Annotated in this window: 15 protein-coding genes and 1 riboswitch; of the genes, 8 read left to right on the top strand and 7 right to left on the bottom strand. The window is 74.1% G+C overall.

Translation table 11 applies throughout. From position 1 onward, the window contains the following. Positions 1-170: 170 nt before the first annotated feature. Positions 171-388: riboswitch (cobalamin riboswitch) on the top strand. Positions 389-407: 19 nt separating this feature from the next. The 3 genes from ACFY1P_RS06305 (at position 408) to ACFY1P_RS06295 (ending at position 3,177) form a co-directional block, all read left to right on the top strand. Then, on the top strand, positions 408-1,550 hold the full coding sequence (locus ACFY1P_RS06305) for a HoxN/HupN/NixA family nickel/cobalt transporter (RefSeq protein ID WP_390749885.1): 1,143 nt from the start codon (positions 408-410) through the stop codon (positions 1,548-1,550). An 82-nt stretch (positions 1,551-1,632) separates the two neighbouring features. Further along, positions 1,633-2,682, top strand: a complete 1,050-nt coding sequence (locus tag ACFY1P_RS06300) for an NAD-dependent epimerase/dehydratase family protein (protein ID WP_390749884.1) — start codon at positions 1,633-1,635, stop codon at positions 2,680-2,682. A gap of 6 nt (positions 2,683-2,688) precedes the next feature. Beyond that, a complete protein-coding gene (locus tag ACFY1P_RS06295; RefSeq protein WP_390750023.1) occupies positions 2,689-3,177 on the top strand; it encodes a YidB family protein in 489 nt (162 codons plus the stop codon). 55 nt (positions 3,178-3,232) lie between these two features. Here ACFY1P_RS06295 and ACFY1P_RS06290 read toward each other — a convergent pair whose 3' ends face one another. The 3 genes from ACFY1P_RS06290 to ACFY1P_RS06280 all read right to left on the bottom strand — a co-directional run bounded on the left by ACFY1P_RS06290 (position 3,233) and on the right by ACFY1P_RS06280 (position 5,729). After that, positions 3,233-3,898, bottom strand: coding sequence for a class I SAM-dependent methyltransferase (locus ACFY1P_RS06290; protein WP_361533502.1), 666 nt, complete (start codon positions 3,896-3,898; stop codon positions 3,233-3,235). Further along, positions 3,895-4,509, bottom strand: a complete 615-nt coding sequence (locus ACFY1P_RS06285) for a DUF2064 domain-containing protein (protein ID WP_361533514.1) — start codon at positions 4,507-4,509, stop codon at positions 3,895-3,897. The genes ACFY1P_RS06290 and ACFY1P_RS06285 overlap by 4 nt, the downstream gene beginning before the upstream one ends. Positions 4,510-5,018: 509 nt before the next feature. After that, the gene (locus ACFY1P_RS06280; RefSeq protein ID WP_390749883.1) at positions 5,019-5,729 is read right to left on the bottom strand and encodes a glycosyltransferase family 2 protein; all 711 of its coding nucleotides are present in this window, start codon (positions 5,727-5,729) and stop codon (positions 5,019-5,021) included. Between the two features lie 123 nt (positions 5,730-5,852). Here ACFY1P_RS06280 and ACFY1P_RS06275 point away from each other — a divergent pair, with 123 nt between their 5' ends. Beyond that, positions 5,853-6,581, top strand: coding sequence for a response regulator transcription factor (locus ACFY1P_RS06275; protein WP_361533496.1), 729 nt, complete (start codon positions 5,853-5,855; stop codon positions 6,579-6,581). Then, the gene (locus ACFY1P_RS06270) at positions 6,574-7,683 is read left to right on the top strand and encodes a sensor histidine kinase (RefSeq protein WP_390749882.1); all 1,110 of its coding nucleotides are present in this window, start codon (positions 6,574-6,576) and stop codon (positions 7,681-7,683) included. Before ACFY1P_RS06275 ends, ACFY1P_RS06270 begins: the two co-directional genes overlap by 8 nt. A gap of 200 nt (positions 7,684-7,883) precedes the next feature. Here ACFY1P_RS06270 and ACFY1P_RS06265 read toward each other — a convergent pair whose 3' ends face one another. Both ACFY1P_RS06265 and ACFY1P_RS06260 read right to left on the bottom strand, forming a co-directional pair. Further along, positions 7,884-8,282: a hypothetical protein gene (locus ACFY1P_RS06265; protein WP_361535532.1), complete on the bottom strand. Its 399-nt coding sequence runs from the start codon at positions 8,280-8,282 to the stop codon at positions 7,884-7,886. Further along, positions 8,279-9,403 carry a molybdopterin-dependent oxidoreductase gene (locus tag ACFY1P_RS06260; protein ID WP_361535529.1) on the bottom strand — a complete coding sequence of 375 codons (1,125 nt, stop codon included), beginning with the start codon at positions 9,401-9,403 and terminating at the stop codon, positions 8,279-8,281. Before ACFY1P_RS06260 ends, ACFY1P_RS06265 begins: the two co-directional genes overlap by 4 nt. A 113-nt stretch (positions 9,404-9,516) precedes the next feature. Here ACFY1P_RS06260 and ACFY1P_RS06255 point away from each other — a divergent pair, with 113 nt between their 5' ends. Genes ACFY1P_RS06255 through ACFY1P_RS06245 form a run of 3 tightly spaced genes read left to right on the top strand, consistent with a single transcriptional unit; the run spans position 9,517 to position 14,339 of the window. Beyond that, complete coding sequence (locus tag ACFY1P_RS06255) at positions 9,517-10,977, top strand: glycosyltransferase 87 family protein (RefSeq protein ID WP_390749881.1); 1,461 nt, start codon at positions 9,517-9,519, stop codon at positions 10,975-10,977. Positions 10,978-11,020: 43 nt separating this feature from the next. Then, positions 11,021-13,426 (top strand): ABC transporter, encoded by a 2,406-nt coding sequence (locus ACFY1P_RS06250; protein ID WP_390749880.1) that lies wholly within the window; start codon positions 11,021-11,023, stop codon positions 13,424-13,426. Between the two features lie 49 nt (positions 13,427-13,475). Then, positions 13,476-14,339 carry a DNA-formamidopyrimidine glycosylase family protein gene (locus ACFY1P_RS06245; RefSeq protein ID WP_361531675.1) on the top strand — a complete coding sequence of 288 codons (864 nt, stop codon included), beginning with the start codon at positions 13,476-13,478 and terminating at the stop codon, positions 14,337-14,339. A gap of 4 nt (positions 14,340-14,343) precedes the next feature. Here the strand turns inward: ACFY1P_RS06245 and ACFY1P_RS06240 are convergent, their stop codons facing one another. Further along, complete coding sequence (locus ACFY1P_RS06240) at positions 14,344-15,792, bottom strand: amino acid permease (protein WP_361531672.1); 1,449 nt, start codon at positions 15,790-15,792, stop codon at positions 14,344-14,346. A 93-nt stretch (positions 15,793-15,885) separates the two neighbouring features. Then, entirely contained in the window at positions 15,886-18,231 is a 2,346-nt protein-coding gene (locus ACFY1P_RS06235) for a GH92 family glycosyl hydrolase (RefSeq protein WP_390749879.1), read from the bottom strand. Positions 18,232-18,297 lie beyond the last annotated feature (66 nt).

Here is an 18,297-nt window from a genome sequence, read left to right as displayed (position 1 = left end):
TCTCTCGTGCCGGATGGGGTGACCCGTCAACTGCACTGGTAGTAGCACCGGCTCGCGGGGCGCGTCCAGCATCGGCGCTCCGGAACGGCGGGCGCCCGCGCATGCCCGGAGAGCGCTCCTGCCCGACTATGGCAACTGCCACTTCTTTGCCACTCGCGCCGGTCAGAGCGCTAAAGTGGCCCGGCCGTGGTGTTCGGGAAGACCGGTGACGGACCCTCGTGGTCCCACTCCGGAGCGGCCCTCGCCACTGTGATCGGGGAGTTACCGTCCCGTTCCGCGCGCCCTCGGGGTGCGCGGAGCCACTGGCCGCAGCCTGCTGCCGGGAAGGCAGGGACGGGCGCGAGCGAACCCGTAAGCCAGGAGACCGGCCACGGCATCTCACGAGAAGATCCACGAGGTGCTGGAGCGTGACCCGCAAGATGACCCTGCCCACCGAAACCCCCGCCGCGCCCGCCACCGGCGGCCCGTCCGCATTCCGCTGGCGCCGCCAGGACACCGTGCGCACCGCCGGACTCCTGGGCGTCATAGCCGCCCTGCACGTCGTCGCCTTCGGCGTGCTCTATCTGCTCGTCGTCCCCGACCACTACACCGTGGACTCCAAGGTCTACGGCGTCGGACTCGGCGTCACCGCCTACACCCTCGGCATGCGGCACGCCTTCGACGCCGACCACATCGCCGCCATCGACAACACCACCCGCAAGCTGATGGCCGACGGCAAGCGCCCGGTCTCGGTCGGCTTCTGGTTCGCCCTCGGCCACTCCAGCGTGGTCGTCGTCATGGCCGCGCTGGTGGCGGGCGGCACCCAGATCGCCGGGAAGCTGATGGACGAGGACTCCACCACCCACCAGACCCTCGGTGTCGTCGGCACGTCGGTCTCCGGCGGCTTCCTCTACCTCATCGCCGCCCTCAACCTCGTCGCCCTCGCGGGCATCCTGCGCATCTTCCGCGCCATGCGCGAGGGCCGCTACGACGAGGCCGAGCTGGAGCAGCACCTGGACTCGCGCGGCTTCATGAACCGCATCCTCGGCCGCTTCACCCGCTCCATCACCCGCCCCGGCCAGATGTACCCCCTGGGCTTCCTCTTCGGCCTCGGCTTCGACACCGCCACCGAGGTCACCCTCATGGTGATGGCGGGCAGCGGCGCGGCCGCCGGGCTGCCCTGGTACGCGATCCTGTGCCTGCCGCTGCTGTTCGCCGCCGGGATGAGCCTCTTCGACACCCTCGACGGCACGTTCATGAACTTCGCCTACCAGTGGGCGTTCTCCAACCCCGTCCGCAAGGTCTACTACAACCTCACCATCACCGGCCTCTCGATCGCCGTCGCCTTCCTCATCGGCACCATCGAGCTGGTCACCGTGCTGCACGACAAGCTCGACATGAACGACGCGGTCACCGGCTGGATCTCCGGCCTCAACCTCGACAACGTCGGCTTCGTCATCGTCGGCCTCTTCGTGGTGGTCTGGGCGGCGGCGCTCGCCTACTGGCGGTTCGGCAAGGTCGAGCAGCGCTGGGCGGCGCGCGCGGCGACGGCCTCCAGCGAGGCGGCCTGACGGCCGGCGAGGTTCTTACGGACCGGTGACGGGGCGGCGCCGGTACGGGCGCCCCGCCGCCCGCGCCTCTAACGTCGGGTCCATGCGCGTACTCGTCACCGGAGGCGCGGGCTTCATCGGCTCGCACATCGTCACCGCACTCACCGCCCGCGGCCACCGGCCCGTCGTCCTCGACGCGCTGCTGCCCGCGGCCCACCCCGAGACACCGCCCCGGCCCGCCGGCGTCGAGTGGACCGATGCCGACCTCCGCGACCGCGCGGCCGTGGCCGGTGCCCTGCGCGGCATCGACGCCGTCTGCCACCAGGCCGCGATGGTCGGCCTCGGCAAGGACTTCGCCGACGCTCCCGCCTATGTGGGCTGCAACGACCTCGGCACGGCCGTCCTCCTCGCGGAGATGGCCGCAGCGGGCGTGCGCCGCCTGGTCCTCGCCGGCTCCATGGTCGTCTACGGCGAGGGACGCTACGCCTGCCCCCGGCACGGCGTGGTGCGCCCCGGCCCGCGGGCGGCCGCGGACCTCGACGCCGGGCGCTACGAACCGCGCTGCCCGCGCTGCGAGCGGGAACTGACGCCGGGCCTGGTCGACGAGGACGCCCCCGTCGACCCCCGCAACGTCTACGCGACGACCAAGCTCGCCCAGGAACACCTGGCCGCCGCCTGGGCCCGCGCCACCGGCGGCACGGCCGTCTCCCTGCGCTACCACAACGTCTACGGCCCGGGGATGCCCCGCGACACCCCGTACGCGGGCGTCGCCTCCTTCTTCCGCTCCTCGCTCGCCCGCGGCGAGGGCCCCCGCGTCTTCGAGGACGGCCGCCAGCGCCGGGACTTCGTGCACGTACGCGACGTGGCCGCGGCGAACGTCCTGGCCCTGGAACACCTCGCCGGCCGCCCGGCGGGCACCCTGCGCGCGTACAACTGCGGCAGCGACACCCCGCACACCATCGGGGAGATGGCCGCCGCCCTGGCTTCCGCGCACGGCGGACCGGCTCCCGTCGTCACGGGCGAGTACCGGCTCGGCGACGTCCGTCACATCACCGCGTCCTCGCGGCGCCTGCGCGAGGAGCTGGGCTGGCGCGCGGCGGTGGGTTTCGCGGAGGGGATGACGGAGTTCGCGCGGGCGCCGCAGCGCGTGTGACCATGGCTGCGTACGGGTGAACATCCCGCCATCCCGGGCCGGATCCGCCGTCCCGGGATAGATGGATGGCATATCGGTGCGCTTCCAGGAAAGGCGGCAGACATGGCGGACAACGACCTGGGAACCCTGCTCGGCGGGCTGCTCGGCGGCAGCAAGGAAGGCTCTCTGCTGGGCTCTTTGCTCGGTGCGCTCGGCAGCGGGGGAGGGGAGTCGCTCTCCGGCCTGTTGCAGCAGCTCCAGGAGGGCGGGCTCGGCGCGAAGACCGGCTCCTGGGTGGGCACCGGGCCCAACGAGCCGGTCAGCGGCCCGGAAGTGGCGCAGGCCCTGCCCTACCAGGCGCTCGACCACGTCGCGCAGAAGGCGGGCGTCACACCGGAGGAAGCGGCGGACGAGCTGGCGCGGGTGATTCCGCAGGCGGTCGACAAGCTGACGCCCACCGGCGAGGTCCCCCAGGGGTCCCTGGAAGAAGTGATCGCCCACCACCAGGGCGGCTGACGCGGGCGGTTTCCCGCCCGCCCTTTCCCGTCGTCCTTCTCTCCTCGCCCCAGCGTCAGAGCCGCAGCGCGGCGAACCACCGGCCCGCCGACTCCCAGCGGTCCGCCACTCGCCACCCCGCGGCGTCCGCGTGCCGCAGCAGCGCGGTCGTCCCCACCCGCGCCCAGGGGAACGCCGGCCCCAGCCGCCCCCGGCCGTCGTCCACCCGCACCCGCACCCGCTCGTCGACGTCCGCCGCCGCGGCCTCGACGAGGAGGAGCCCGCGTGGCGCGGTGATGGCGGCGACGCGCGCCAGGAGCGCGCGGGGGTCGCCGCCGATCCCGATGTTCCCGTCGACGAGCAGCGCCGTGCCCCAACGCCCCTCGCCCGGCAGGGGGTTGAAGACCGACCGGCACAGCGCCGTGCCTCCCGCGCGGCGGGTGCGGGCGACGGCCGCCGGGCTCACGTCCACGCCCAGGGCCGGGCGGCCGAGCGCGGCCAGGGCGGCGACGAGGCGGCCGGGGCCGCAGCCGATGTCGATGACCTCGCCCTCGCAGCGGTCGAGCACGGTCATGTCGGCGGGGTCCGCGTCGCCGCACCAGCGCTCCACTTCGAGGGGCAGCAGCCAGCCGTCCGCGCGGCGCAGGAAGAGCGGGCCGCGGCCGACGTGGACGGCGTCGGCGTAGGGGTCGGAGCTCCAGGCGCCGGTGCTCCGGCGTGGGGTCAGTTCGCCGACGGTCACCGGGCGGCCCCGGCCGCGACTGCCGCGGCGAAGAGTCCGTGCGGTGCCGCGGCTGCCACCTGGGCGGCGTCCTCGGCGGTGTCCACGTCGCGGAGTTCGGGCAGGTCGCGCACGACGAGCCCGGCCTCCGTGAGGCGGCGCCGCTGCACGGCGCCGGTGCGGGCCGTGGACATGGGGACGCCGCGCAGCAGGCCGGGCCGGGGCTCCGCGAGGCCCAGCGCCCAGAACCCGCCGTCGGCGGCCGGACCGAACCACGCGTCGCACCCGCGCCACGCGTCGTCCGCCAGCGCGGGGGCCAGCAGATGGCCGGTGACCTGCGGGGTGTCCATGCCGATGAGCAACGTCGGCCCCGTACACCCGGCGAAGGCGGACGCGAGCCGCTCGTCGAGCCCGCCCGCGCACTGCGGCACCACGTCGAAGCCGGGAGGCAGCCAGAGCCCGGGGCGCCCGTCGAGGACGAGCACGCGCCGCCGCGCGGGCATGGCGAGCACGGCCCGCAAGGTGTCGGCGAGAGCCGCCTCGGCGATCCGCGCGGCCCGCTCCGGGCTGTACGGCGGCGTGAGCCGCGTCTTGACCCGCCCGGGCAGCGGCTCCTTGGCGATGACGAGCAGCGTGGTGGGCCCGACGGGCGAGTGCCGGCCGGCCCGGGACCCGGGCCGGCCGGGCGCGTGGTGACGCCACGGGGCGCCTGGGGCGGCGGGCCGGTACGGGCTGTCCGTACCGCACGCCCGGTCTTCGCGGTGCCGGGGCGGTGTGCCGGTGGCCGCGACCCCGGACGTGGTGTCCGTCCGGCCGCCGTGCGCCCCGGAGGCTGTGGATCCCGACGGAGCGCCCGGGCTTGCCGCCGGGTTCCCGTCGACGGGGCGACCCGGTACCGGCCGTGCGGGAGGCGTGTCCGCAGGGCTGTGGCGGTCGCACGTGTGGGAGCTGTCCGCAGGACAGCCCGGCATCGGCTGTTCGGGGGGCCTGTTCGCAGGGCTGTGGGGTTCGCGCGTGTGGGAGTTGTCCGCAGGGCAGTCCGGCATCGGCTGTTCGGGAGCCGCGTTCACAGGGCTGTGGCGGTCGCACGCGTGGGAGCTGTCCGCAGGGCGGCCCGGCATCGGCCGTTCAGGGGAAGCGTTCATCGAGCCGTGACCTCCGCACCCGTGGGAGCCGTCCGCAGGACGCCCCGCATGTCGTGGACCGCGCGCCAGGTGCCGCGCCAGGTGCCCGTCACCTTCGACGCGCCCGTGCGCGGGCGGTAGGGGACGTCCGTCTCGGTGACCCGCCAGCCCGCGTCGCAGGCGCGGACGACCATCTCCAGCGGATAGCCGCTGCGGCGGTCCGTCAGGCCGAGGCCCAGCAGGGCCTCGCGGCGTGCGACGCGCAGGGGGCCGAGGTCGCGCAGCCGCAGGCCCGTACGCCGCTGGAGCAGGCGGGCGAGCGCGGCGTTGCCCAGGCGGGCGTGCAGCGGCCAGGCGCCACGGCCCTCGGGCCGGCGGCGGCCCAGCACGAGATCGGCCGTGCCGGAGCGTACGGCCGCCGCCATGGCGGGCAGCAGCCCGGGGTCGAGGGAGGCGTCGCAGTCGCAGAAGGCCACGAGTTCCGCGTCGGCGGCCCGCAGCCCGGCGTGGCAGGCGGCGCCGAAGCCGCGCCTGGGCTCGTGGACGACGGTGGCCCCGAGCGAGCGGGCCACGTCCGCCGAGCCGTCGGTCGAGCCATTGTCGACCACGACGGCCCGCCACCCGGCGGGGACGCGGGCCAGGACCCAGGGGAGCGCTGCGGCCTCGTCGAGGCAGGGGAGTACGACATCCACGCGGTCGGTGCGCGAGGTGGTGGTCTGGTCTGTCACGCTGTTCACCCTACGGAGAGAATTCCGGCATTTCGGACTCTGCGTTCTTACGAAACGCGGACATCGCCCGGCCCGCTACCGGCGCCGCCCGGCACTCCCGGCCCGGCGTGCGACGCTTGCGGCATGCAGACCACACCCCCCGCCCGCGTGCTCGTCGTGGACGACGACCCGACCGTCGCCGAGGTCGTGGCCGGCTACCTCGACCGGGCCGGCTTCGCCGTGGACCGGGCCGCCGACGGCCCCGGCGCGCTGGAGAAGGCCGCGGCCTTCCGCCCCGACCTGGTCGTGCTCGACCTGATGCTGCCCGGCATGGACGGCCTGGAGGTGTGCCGCCGGCTGCGTGCCGCCGGACCGGTCGCGGTGATCATGCTGACGGCGCGCGGCGACGAGGACGACCGCATCCTCGGGCTGGAGCTCGGCGCGGACGACTATGTGACCAAGCCCTTCAGCCCCCGCGAGCTGGTGCTGCGCGTCGGGTCCGTGCTGCGCCGCGCCCAGGTGCGCGCCGCCGCCGGGCCCGCCACGGCGCCCCCGCTGCGGGCGGCGGGGCTCACCCTCGACCCGGTGGCCCGCCGGGCCGCCAAGGACGGGTCAGAACTCGCCCTCACCGTAAGGGAATTCGACCTGCTCGCGTTCCTGCTGCGGCACCCCGGGCGGGCCTGCGGGCGCGAGGAGCTGATGCGCGAGGTGTGGGGCTGGGAGTTCGGCGACCTGTCGACGGTGACCGTGCACGTGCGGCGGCTGCGCGCCAAGGTGGAGGACGACCCCGCGCGGCCCCGCCTCATCCAGACCGTCTGGGGCGTCGGCTACCGCTTCGAGGTCCCCGCCGAGAGTGAGCCCGGCCATGCGTGACGTCCTGCTCATCGCCCTCTTCGCCTTCCTCGGCGCCGCGGCCGCCGGGCTGCTGGGCGCCGTCGCACTCCGCGCGCTGCGCCACCGCTCCGTCGCCGTCTCGCTCACGGTCGTGGCGGCCGTGTCGGTCACGGCGATGCTGGCCGGGACGCTCGCCGTGGCCTGGGCGATGTTCCTCTCCTCGCACGACCTGACCGTCGTCACGACGGTCTGCGCGATGGCCGCCGTCGTCTCGCTCGCGACCGCGCTGCTGCTGGGCCGCTGGGTGGTGGCCCGCAGCAACGCCCTGACCCGCGCGGCCCGTTCGTTCGGCGACGACGGCAGCTTCGCCGCCCCCGGCGGCGGCGCCACCGCGGAACTCGCCGAGCTCGGCCGCGAACTGGCCGCCACCAGCGAGCGCCTTGCCCGGTCCCGGGAGCGGGAGAAGGCGCTGGAGACCTCGCGCCGGGAACTCGTCGCCTGGATCTCGCACGACCTGCGCACCCCGCTCGCCGGGCTGCGCGCCATGTCCGAGGCGCTGGAGGACGGCATGGCGGAGGACCCCCAGCGCTACTTCCGCCAGATCCGGCACGAGGTGGACCGGCTCAACTCCATGGTCGGCGACCTCTTCGAGCTCTCCCGCATCCACGCGGGCGCCCTGCCGCTGTGCCCGAGCCGGATGTCGGTGTACGACCTGGTGGGCGACGCGCTCGCCGGGGCGGGCCCGCTCGCCCGCGAGCACGGCGTGCGCCTCGTCGGCGACCGGGTCGACGCGGTGCCCGTGGAGGTCGACGGCAAGGAGATGACGCGCGTCCTCGGCAACCTCCTCGTCAACGCGATCCACCGCACCCCGGAGGACGGCACGGTCGCGGTGGCCGCGCGGCGGGAGGCGGACACGGTGGTGCTCTCCGTGACGGACGGCTGCGGCGGCATCCCGGAGGCCGACCTCCCCCGCGTCTTCGACACGGGCTGGCGGGGATCGGCCGCGCGGACGCCGCCGGCGGGGGCGGGGCTGGGGCTCGCGATCGTACGGGGGATCGTGGAGGCGCATGCGGGGCGGGCGACGGTCCGCAACGTGCCGGGGGGTTGCCGGTTCGATGTGGTGCTGCCGGCTGCGGTTTAGGGTGCCGGTGGTTGGCGCCTGCGGCGGGCTTTTTCCCCTACCCGCCCCTTCCCGGCTGCGTCTGATGTGCGGCTCCGCCGCGTGGGGGCTTCGCCCCAGACCCCGCAACACGGCTTCGCCGCGTTGTCCTCAAACTCCCCCACCTCCCAGCGGTAGCTGGGGGAGCAGCGCACCCGCACCGTCCATCCCGTAGTGAGCCGCTACCGCCGCAGGCGGCGCCGGCACCACCCGGCCGCCCACACCAAGAGCCCCACCCCCGCCGTCACCCCCACGCACAGCACCCAGTTGCGCGGATAATCCAGCGGCAGCACCGACGCGTTCTGCACCGGCCCCGGCCGGAGGAGTACGGGGAGGGCCACCGCCGTCAGCGCCGCACCCACCAGCAGCGTGCCCCGCACCACGCCCCTTGCCGGGAGCCGGGACACCGCGAAGCCCACCGCCAAGGTGACCGGCACCACCACGCCGTCATGCGCGACGAGCACGCCGATCAGCCACTTCACCACGATCCACGGATCCTGCGGCTGCGCACCGAACAGCAGTGCCCACACCCCGGCGGCCATCAGCGCGAGCCCCAGCACCCCTGCGAAGATCCGTGTCACAGCGCCTCCATCCGCGCGACCCACTTGGTCTGGAGCACGCCCGGCCGGTTCGGGGCGATGATCCGGGCGGGGTAGCCGTGGTCGAGGGAGAGCACCCGGCCGTCGAGGCGCAGGGCGAGCAGGGTGAGCGGGTCGCGGGCGTAGGTGTGCGGCATCATCATCACGCGGTAACCGCCATGGGCCTCCAGCGACGTCACCCGGATCAGGGCGCCGGGCGGCGCGCCCGCCCGGTCCAGGAGGTCGCGGACCCGCACGCCCGTCCAGCGCGCCGACTTGCTCCACCCCTCCACGCACGCGATGGGCAGGGTCACCTCCCGCTGCGGCATGGCGCGCAGCTCGTCCAGCGTCAGCCCGTACGGGCGCGGGCCGTCGACCCGCAGCCGCCAGTCGCGCACGGTCGCGGTGGTCACCCTGGCCAGCGCGGCAGTCCGGTTGACGGGCAGGCCCTGCGCGCCGTGGTCCGGGTGCCGGGGCGCCAGCAGGTCCAGCGCGCCCAGCGGGGTGAACGACTGCCCCACCGTCGTCACCGTGACCGCACCGGCCGCCACGCCCACGGCGGTCAGCAGCGACCGCCGGTCGACGGCGTCCTCGGCCGGCAGCGCCAGGGTGCCCGCCGACCGGCGCCGCCAATGCGCCCTGATCTCCGGGGCCTTGACCGCCACGTGCAGGACGACGGAGCCGATGAGCACCCAGCCCACCGCGAAGTGCACGGGCACGAAGGAGAACCCGTACGGATACCACTGCGCCGTGTTGAGCAGCCCCGACATCAGCTCGAACAGAGCCGTCGCCACCAGCACCGCCACCGACACCCGCTCCAGCGCGTGCCGCACCGACCGCACCGCGGGCCACACGAACAGCCGCGGGTAGACCGTCCACAGCTTCGCCAGCAGCAGCGGCACCGCGGCGATGCCGCTCGCCACGTGCAGCCCCTGGCTCACCCGGTAGCCCCACCGGGGGCGGCTGGGCAACACGCCGGCCAGCATGCCCGGCTGCTGGAGGTAGTGGCTGATCAGCCCGGTCACGAAGCACACGGCGACCGCCACGCCCAGCCAGCGGCCGACGGCGGTCGCGGTGCGGGCGTCGTGGAGGCGGCCCCGGAAGGACGGCAGGGGGAGTCTCATGCCTCCATCAGACCGCGCGCGACGCCCTCCACGGCGTGATCGACACCTTACGAAACGCGGACGCCCGTGCAGGTCCGAAGGCCGGGGCGGGCTCGTGGTGCCAGGGTGGGAGCGTGAAGCCCCGTACCGCCGTCACCCTCAGCTCCGCGCTGCTCGCCGCCCTCGTCACGGTCCTCGCCACCGCCGTCCGCAGTGATGCCTACTTCACGGACCCGGCCGCCCTCACCGGCTGGTACGCGGCCGCCTGGGCGCTCTTCGCCGCGGCCGCCTGGTCCCTGCGCGCGGTGTCCGCCCGGCACGTCGTGCCCCTGGTGCTGGCCGGTTCGGTCGCCGTCGCCGCCACCGGCCTGCTCGCCGAACCCCGCACCAGCTCGGACGCCTTCCGCTACGTCTGGGACGGACGGGTGCAGGCCGCGGGCATCTCGCCGTACGACCACGCACCGGCCGACCCCGGGCTGGCGCACCTGCGCGACCCCTGGCTCTTCCCCCAAGGCGCCCAGTGCGAGCGGCCGGAGCGCTTCCGCATCGCGCCGGGCACCGGGCAGGGCACCTGTACGCGCATCAACCGGCCCTACGTGCACACCATTTACCCGCCCGTCGCCGAGGGCTATTTCCTCCTCGTCCACGCACTCTCCCCGCCCGGCACCCGGCACAAGCCGTTCCAGGTGGGCGGCGCGCTGCTCGCCGTGGCCACCTCGGGGCTGCTGCTGTACGCGCTGCGCAGGCGCGGCGACGGCCGGGCCGCCGTCTACTGGGCGTGGTGCCCGGCCGTCGCCGTCGAAGCGGTCAACAACGCCCACGCCGACGCGCTGAGCGTGCTGTTCACCGTCGCCGCCTTCACCGTCGTCGCCGCCCGCCGCCCCCTCGGCGGCTCCCTGCTCGGCGCGGGCATCGCCACCAAACTCCTGCCCGCCGTCACCCTGCCGGGCGCACTGAGCGGCCTCGCGGCACGGGGCACCGCACGCGGCCGCGCCCGCCAGGCACTCGCGGTGCTGCTGCCCGCCGCGGCCGTCGTCGCCCTCGGCTATCTGCCCTACATCCTCGTCTCGGACAGCTCCGTCCTCGGCTACCTGAGCGGCTATACGCGGGAGGAGGGCTACGACGACGCCACCGTGAAGAACCGGTACGCCCTGCTGCGCCTGGTGCTCCCCGACTCCTGGGCCCTGCCCGCCACGCTCGTCGTGCTGGCCGCGGTGGTGGCGTACGTGCTCCGGCGCGGCGGCCCCCGGCGGCCGTGGCGCGGCGCGCTGCTGGTCACGGGGACGGCGTTCCTGCTGCTGACCCCCGGCTACTCCTGGTACGCCCTGCTCCTCATCGGTCTGGTGGCCCTCGACGGCCGGTGGGAGTGGCTCGGCGTCGCCGTGGCCGGGGCGGCGAAGTACATCGGCGGCCGGGCCGTCGGGGATCCCGACCTGCTCGGCACGGTGGCCTACGCGGTGGCCGCGCTCGCGGTGACGGGCGGGTGGGCCCTGCGCCGGGGCGCGGAAAAACGCGCCGACCCGGCCGCGGCCCAGGGCCCCGGCCGGCTCCGGCGGACGGCCCCCCGGCGCGAACCGGAACCCCCACGCCCATAAAATCGGGCGAAACGCACAGCGCCTACCCGCGGAGAGCACCCCGATGACGACCCCCGACGGCGGCGCGCACGACCCCTACGTGCGGGTCCGCGGCGCGCGCGAGCACAATCTGCGGGCCGTCGACGTCGACATCCCGCGCGATGCCCTCGTCGTCTTCACCGGCGTCTCCGGCTCCGGCAAGTCCTCGCTCGCCTTCGGCACCCTCTACGCCGAGGCCCAGCGGCGCTACTTCGAGTCCGTGGCCCCCTACGCCCGCCGGCTCATCCACCAGGTGGGCGCGCCCAAGGTCGAGGAGATCAGCGGGCTGCCACCCGCCGTCGCCCTCGAACAGCGCAGGTCCGCGCCCACCTCCCGGTCCTCCGTCGGCACCGTCACCACCCTCTCCAACTCCCTGCGCATGCTCTTCTCCCGCGCGGGCACCTACCCCGAGGGCGCCGAGCGGCTGGACTCCGACGCCTTCTCGCCCAACACGGCCGCCGGTGCCTGCCCGGAGTGCCACGGCCTGGGCCAGGTCCACCACGTCAGTGAGGAATCGCTGGTCCCCGACCCGTCGCTGTCGATCCGCGACGGCGCGATCGCCGCCTGGCCGGGCGCCTGGCAGGGCAAGAACCTCCGCGACATCCTCGGCGCCCTCGGCCACGACCTCGACCGGCCCTGGCGCGACCTGCCGCGGGCCGACCGCGAATGGATCCTCTTCACCGACGAACAGCCCGTCGTCACCGTCCACCCCGTACGCGACGCCGACCGCATCCAACGCCCCTACCAGGGCACCTACATGAGCGCCAAGCGCTACGTCCTGCACACCGCAGCCGACTCCAAGAGCGCCTCCCTGCGCGCCCGCGCCGAGCGGCACCTCGTCAGCGGCCCCTGCCCGGTGTGCGGCGGACGGCGGCTGCGGCCCGAGGCGCTGGCCGTCACCTTCGCGGGCCGGGACATCGCCGCGCTCGCCGCCCTCCCGCTCGCGGACCTCGCGCGGACCCTGCGCCCTGCGTGCGAGCGCGACGGTGTGGCCGCCGCCCTCGCCACCGACCTCGTCGCCCGCATCGAGGTGCTCACCGAACTCGGCCTGGGCTACCTCGCCACGGACCGGCCCACCCCCACCCTCTCCGCGGGCGAACTCCAGCGGCTGCGCCTCGCGACCCAGCTGCGCTCGGGCCTCTTCGGCGTCGTCTACGTCCTGGACGAGCCCTCGGCCGGACTCCACCCCGCCGACAGCGCCGCGCTGCTCACCGTCCTGGACCGGCTGAAGGCCGCCGGGAACTCGCTGTTCGTCGTCGAGCACCACCTGGACGTCGTGCGCCGCGCCGACTGGATCGTCGACGTCGGACCACGGGCCGGCGAGCACGGCGGCGAGATCCTCTACAGCGGGCCCGTCGCCGGGCTGGCCGCCGTGACCGGCTCCGCGACCCGCCGGTTCGTCTTCCCCGACGGGGCGGCGCCCCCGGCCCGTACGCCCCGCGAGCCCTCCGGCGCGCTGCGCCTGCGCGACGTCACCCGGCACAACCTCCGGGGCCTCGACGTGGACTTCCCCCTCGGCGTCTTCACCGCCGTCACCGGCGTCTCCGGCTCGGGCAAGTCGACGCTGGTCGGACAGGTCCTCGCGGAGAGGGTGACCGCCCACCTGGCGGGCGAGCCGGTCACCGGGACGGAGGGGCTGGAGACCGTCGACCGGCTCGTCACGGTCGACCAGAAGCCGATCGGCCGCACGCCGCGCTCCAACCTCGCCACCTACACCGGCCTGTTCGACGCCGTGCGCAAGGTCTTCGCCGCCACCGACGAGGCCCGCGCCCGCGGCTACACCGTGGGCCGCTTCTCCTTCAACGTCACCGCCGGGCGCTGCGAGGTCTGCCAGGGCGAGGGCTTCGTCGCCGTCGAACTGCTCTTCCTGCCCGGTACGTACGCGCCGTGCGCCGCGTGCCAGGGGGCGCGCTACAACCCGGAGACGCTGGAGATCACCTATCGCGGCGCGAACATCGCCGAGGTCCTCGACCTGACCGTCGACGCCGCGGCCGGCTTCCTCGCCGACGTGCCCGCCGCGGCCCGCAGCCTGCGCACCCTCCAGGACGTCGGCCTCGGCTATCTGCGCCTGGGCCAGCCCGCCACCGAGCTCTCCGGCGGCGAGGCACAGCGCATCAAACTCGCCACGGAACTCCAGCGCACCCGGCGGGGCCACACGCTCTACGTCCTCGACGAGCCCACCACCGGCCTCCACCCGGCCGACACCGAACTGCTGCTGCGGCAGCTGCACGGCCTGGTCGACGCGGGCAACTCCGTGGTGGTCGTGGAACACGACATGACCGTGGCGGCGGGCGCGGACCACGTCATCGACCTGGGGCCCGGCGGCGGGGACCAGGGCGGGCGCGTGGTGGCGGCGGGCGCGCCGCACGAGGTGGCGGAAGCGGCGGGCAGCGTGACCGCGCCCTATCTCAAGGCGGCGCTGCGGCGGTGACCGGCCCCGGCCCGGTTGCCGCGCCCGGGGGCTGCGGCAGACTGGAGCCATGCCGGAGCTGCCCGAGGTCGAAGCCCTGGCCGGGTTCCTCGCCGAGCACCTCGCCGGACGGACGGTCGAGCGGGTGCTCCCGGTGGCCGTGTCCGTACTCAAGACCTACGACCCGCCGCTGAGCGAGGCCGAGGGGCGGGCCGTCACCGCCGTGCGGCGGTACGGCAAGTTCCTGGACCTGGCCACCGACGGCGGCCCGCACCTGGCCTTCCACCTCGCCCGCGCCGGCTGGCTGCGCTGGCACGACCGCCTCCCCGACGCCCCGCCGCGCCCCGGCAAGGGCCCACTCGCCCTGCGCCTCCGCCTCACCGACGGCGCGGGCTTCGACCTCACCGAGGCGGGCACCCAGAAGCGGCTCGCCGTCCACTGCGTCCGCGAGGTGTCCGACGTACCCGGCATCGCCCGGCTCGGCCCGGACCCCCTCGCGCCGGAGTTCACCCGCGACGCCTTCGCAGCGCTGCTGCGTGACGAGCGGCGGCAGCTCAAGGGCGTTCTGCGGGACCAGAGCGTGATCGCGGGCATCGGCAACGCCTACTCCGACGAGATCCTGCACGCCGCCAGGATGTCCCCCTTCAAGCTCGCCGCGAGCCTGACCGAGGACGAGATCACCGCGCTCCACGAGGCGCTGGGCACGACGCTGCGCGCGGCCGTCGAGCGGGCGCGCGGCCACGCGGCCGCGGAGCTGAAGGCCGAGAAGAAGAGCGGGCTGCGGGTGCACGGGCGGACGGGAGAGCCGTGCCCGGTCTGCGGGGACACGATCCGCGAGGTCTCCTACCGCGACTCCTCGCTCCAGTACTGCCCCACGTGCCAGACGGGCGGCAGACCGCTCGCCGACCGCAGGCTGTCCCGCCTGCTCAAATAGCCGCTCACTCCTGGGGGATGCCCCGCGCGTCCGCGTGGGCCAGCTCAGAGTGCTTGTAGGAGTACGCGAAGTACACGACCATCCCCACCGCGAACCAGACCGCGAACCGCACCCACGTCTGCCATGCCAGATAGGTGATCAGCCAGATCGACGCGGCGACCCCGACCGCGGGCACCACCGGCACCCACGGACAGCGGAAGGAGCGCGGCAGGTCCGGGCGCTTGTGGCGGAGCACGATCACCGCCGTGCACACCACCGCGAACGCCAGCAGGATGCCGATGTTGGTCAGCTCGGCCGCCTCGCCGATCGGCACGAGACCGGCGATGGCCGCGGAGGCCACGCCCACGATCCACGTCACGCGCGTGGGCACGTGCCGCGTCGGGTGCGTCTTGGCGAACCACTTGGGCAGCAGCCCGTCCCTGCTCATCGCGAACCACACGCGGGTGACACCCAGCATGAACGTGAACATGACGGTGAGGATGCCGATGATCGCGCCGACCGCGATGACGTCCGCGATCCCGTCCAGCCCCACCGACTTGAAGGCCGTGGAGAAGCCGCTCTTCTTGTCGATGTCCTTGTAGCTCTGCATGCCCGTCAGCACCAGGCAGGCCAGCACGTACAGCACCATCGAGATGCCCAGCGAGTAGAGGATCGCCCTGGGCATGTGGCGCTGCGCGTCCTTGGACTCCTCGGCGGCCGTCGACATCGCGTCGTAGCCGAAGACGGCGAAGAAGACCGTGGCCGCGCCCGTGAAGGCACCGCTGACCCCGAACGGGAAGAAGGGCGTGTAGTGGGACGACTTCACATGGAAGAAGCCCACGACGACCACCAGCAGGACCACCACGATCTTCAGGCCGACGACGACCGTCTCGAAGCGCGCCGCGTTCTTCATCCCCATGGTGAGCAGCCAGGCGATCAGCAGGCACAGCACCGCCGCGAACAGGTCGACCCGGTGCCCGGTCCCGGTGCCCGGCGCGCCCAGCATCCAGGTCGGCAGCTTCGCGTGCATCTCCCCGAGCAGGAAGTTGATGTAGCCGGAGATCCCGATGGCGACCACCGCGACGATCGCCGTGTATTCGAGCAGCAGGTCCCAGCCGATGAACCAGCCGCCGATCTCCCCGAGCACGGCGTAGCCGTAGGTATAGGCCGAGCCGGCCCGGGGGATCAGGCCCGCGAACTCCGCGTACGAGAAGGCCGCCGCGGCGCTCGCCACGCCCGCGATGAGGAAGGACACGAGCACCGCGGGGCCGGCGACACCGTTGGCGATGGTCCCGGCGAGGCTGAAGATGCCCGCGCCGATGATGCCGCCGACACCGATGGCCGTCAGCTGCCACACCCCCAGGGACCGGGTCAGCCGCTGGGCCGGGCCGCCGCCCTCGACGGTCTCCGCCTCTTCGATGGTCTCGATCGGTTTGCGGCGCAGTACGCCCTGACCCGCGCGGAGCCTGGCCATGTGTGGTGTCCTCTCGTCGACCCTGACGGGGTCGGACATCATCGCCGAGCGGGGGCGGCTTCGGAAGGCGCCGCCCCGCACCCGGCCCCGGGTTCAGCCGATGGCGGGCGCCACGGCCGACGGCGCCGTGCCCCACCGCGAGGGCTCCCGCCCGACGGTGAAGTCGAGCCGGGAGCTCTCCTTGAGCTGCGCGGTCGTCAGATAGGTGCGGTCCTGGGGGGAGCCGTCGAGCCGGACCGACCGGATGTAGCGGTCGGTGTCCGAGGTGCCCGGCGCGGTCACCGTCAGCCGCCCGCGCGGATACCAGTGCCGGTCCAGCCGCAGGTCCACCCGCTCGAACACCGGGGTGCTCAGCCCCCAGGTGTCCGCGCCCGGCTGCACCGGATAGACGCCGATGGCGGAGAGGACCATCCACGCCGACATCGTGCCCAGGTCGTCGTTGCCGGTCATGCCCGTCGGGGTGTCGGTGAAGAGGGTGAGCGCGGCGTGCACCACGTCCGTGGTCTTCCACGGCATGCCGGTGGAGAGATAGGTGTACGGCGCGATGAGGTCGGGCTCGTTCTGCGGGTTGTACTTGTCGGCGTTGTAGTAGTCGTACGGTCCGTTGACCCACACCTCGCGGGCCGTGCGCGCCGGGTCCTTCAGCAGCCTGTCGTAGGCGAAGAAGGAGTCGAGCCGGGCGTTCGCCTTGTCCTCGCCGCCGATCAGCCGCACCATCCCGGGCAGGTCCTGGGGGACCAGCCACTGGTACTGCCAGGCCGTGCCCTCGTGGAAGCCGACGCTCTTCGCCGGGTCGGCGGGACCGGTGAAGGCGCCCTTCCCGTCGCGGGCGCGGAAGAAGCCGGTCGAGGGGTCGTGGACGTTGCGGTAGTTCCGGGCGCGCTCGGCGTAGCGCTCGGCGTCCGCGCGGTGACCCAGGCCGCGGGCCATCTTCGCGAGGACCGCGTCGGCGAGCGCGTACTCCAGGGTCGCCGACGCGCCCTGCTGGTAGTCGGAGTCGCCGGGCTTCTCGTTGGGGCGGTCCGGCAGATAGGGCACGTAGCCGTTCTTGAGGTACTCCGCGTTGCCGTCCCGGCCGGCGTAGGGGGAGGAGGCGGGCGGCACCCCGTCCGCGTTCTTCCTCAGCGCCCGGTACGCCTCCTCCTCGTGGCCGGCGAGCAGCCCCGCCTGGTAGGCGTTGGTGAGGTACGGCGTCACCGGGTCGCCGGTCATGATGTTCGTCTCGACCGTGCCGTAGCCCCACTTAGGCAGCCAGCCGCCGTCGCGGTCGACGCGCAGCACCGACAGCGCCATGTCCCGCGCCTCACGCGGCGCGAGCAGTGCCAGCAGCTGCGCCTGGGTGCGGTAGGTGTCCCACAGTGACCAGTTCTGGTAGTAGGTGAACCCCTCGGCGCGGTGCGGCTGCTGGTCCCAGCCGGTGTAGCGGCCGTCGGCGTCGCTGCCGATGTTGGGGGAGAGGAACGCGCGGTAGAGCGAGGAGTAGAAGGTGCGCCGCAGCGCCCGGCCGCCGCCCTGGGCCTTGACGTCGGACAGCCGCCGCTCCCACGCGGCGCGCGCCTGCCGCGCCGTACGGTCGAAATCGCCGCTCTCCGCGCGGAGGTTGCCCTCCGCGCCCGCGGCGTCGACGTAGCTGAGGGCGGTCGTGGCCTCGACGGTCCGGTCGTGGGTGGTGTCGAAGCGCACCCACGCGCCATTGCGCCCGGTGGAGGTGGAGAGCTTGGAACCCGGGGTGATCCGGTCGCCGTTCCAGGTGCCGAAGCCGGTGAAGGGGCGGTCGAAGCGGGTGATGGTGTGCAGGGTGTAGGGCCGGGTGTCCTGGCAGAAGCCGCGGCCGGTGATGGTGGAGCGGACCGTACGGGAGTCCACCACCTCGACCGTGGTGGACACCGTGCGGTGCAGCGACTGGCCCGTGTTGAGCAGGACGTTGGCCTTGTCGGTCGAGGGGAAGGTGTAGCGCTGGACGCCCCTCCGCTCGCCCGCCGTCAGCTCGGCGGTGATGCCGCCGTACGAGGAGAGCCCGACCTTGTAGTAACCCGGCCGGGACGTCTCGGCGCTGTGGCTGAACGCGGCCGCGTAGCGGGCGTTGTCCGTGCGGGTCACCTCGCCGGTGGTGGGCAGCACGGGCAGGTCACCGCCGATGCGGCAGCCCACGCCGGACAGGTGCACGGCGCTGAAGCCCCGGATGTGGCCGTCCTTGTAGTCGTAGCCGGTGCTGTGCCCGGTGTCGGGGGACAGCTGCACCATCCCGAACGGCACGGCGGCACCGGGGAAGGTGTTGCCCTCGTTCTGGGTGCCGATGAACGGGTTCACCAGACCGGTGAGGTCGTCGTCGGCCGCCACGGCCCGCTGCGGGGGTACGAGCGCCGCCCCGGCCAGCGTCGCCGCGAAGGCGAGCGCGGCCGCGCCGGCACGCAGCCGCAGGTGTGCGGTCCATCTCATCGTCCACGCCCCTCGTCTGACGCGTCATATGACCTGACATCGTTGTCAACGCCGAGGGTATCGAGA

The organism is Streptomyces sp. NPDC001407 (genome assembly GCF_042895325.1).
In the GTDB taxonomy this organism is placed as follows: domain Bacteria; phylum Actinomycetota; class Actinomycetes; order Streptomycetales; family Streptomycetaceae; genus Streptomyces.
Note: the sequence above shows the minus strand (reverse complement) of the source record. Positions and strands in the feature narration are given on the sequence as shown.

What these genes read in the sequence shown, in the direction of transcription:
- ACFY1P_RS06300 (WP_390749884.1), top strand. Translation starts at nt 1,633, where the DNA reads ATGCGCGTACTCGTCACCGGAGGCGCGGGCTTCATCGGCTCGCACATC.
- ACFY1P_RS06275 (WP_361533496.1), top strand. Translation starts at nt 5,853, where the DNA reads ATGCAGACCACACCCCCCGCCCGCGTGCTCGTCGTGGACGACGACCCG.
- ACFY1P_RS06270 (WP_390749882.1), top strand. Translation starts at nt 6,574, where the DNA reads ATGCGTGACGTCCTGCTCATCGCCCTCTTCGCCTTCCTCGGCGCCGCG.
- ACFY1P_RS06260 (WP_361535529.1), bottom strand. Translation starts at nt 9,403, where the DNA reads ATGAGACTCCCCCTGCCGTCCTTCCGGGGCCGCCTCCACGACGCCCGC.
- ACFY1P_RS06250 (WP_390749880.1), top strand. Translation starts at nt 11,021, where the DNA reads ATGACGACCCCCGACGGCGGCGCGCACGACCCCTACGTGCGGGTCCGC.
- ACFY1P_RS06245 (WP_361531675.1), top strand. Translation starts at nt 13,476, where the DNA reads ATGCCGGAGCTGCCCGAGGTCGAAGCCCTGGCCGGGTTCCTCGCCGAG.
- ACFY1P_RS06240 (WP_361531672.1), bottom strand. Translation starts at nt 15,792, where the DNA reads ATGGCCAGGCTCCGCGCGGGTCAGGGCGTACTGCGCCGCAAACCGATC.
- ACFY1P_RS06235 (WP_390749879.1), bottom strand. Translation starts at nt 18,231, where the DNA reads ATGAGATGGACCGCACACCTGCGGCTGCGTGCCGGCGCGGCCGCGCTC.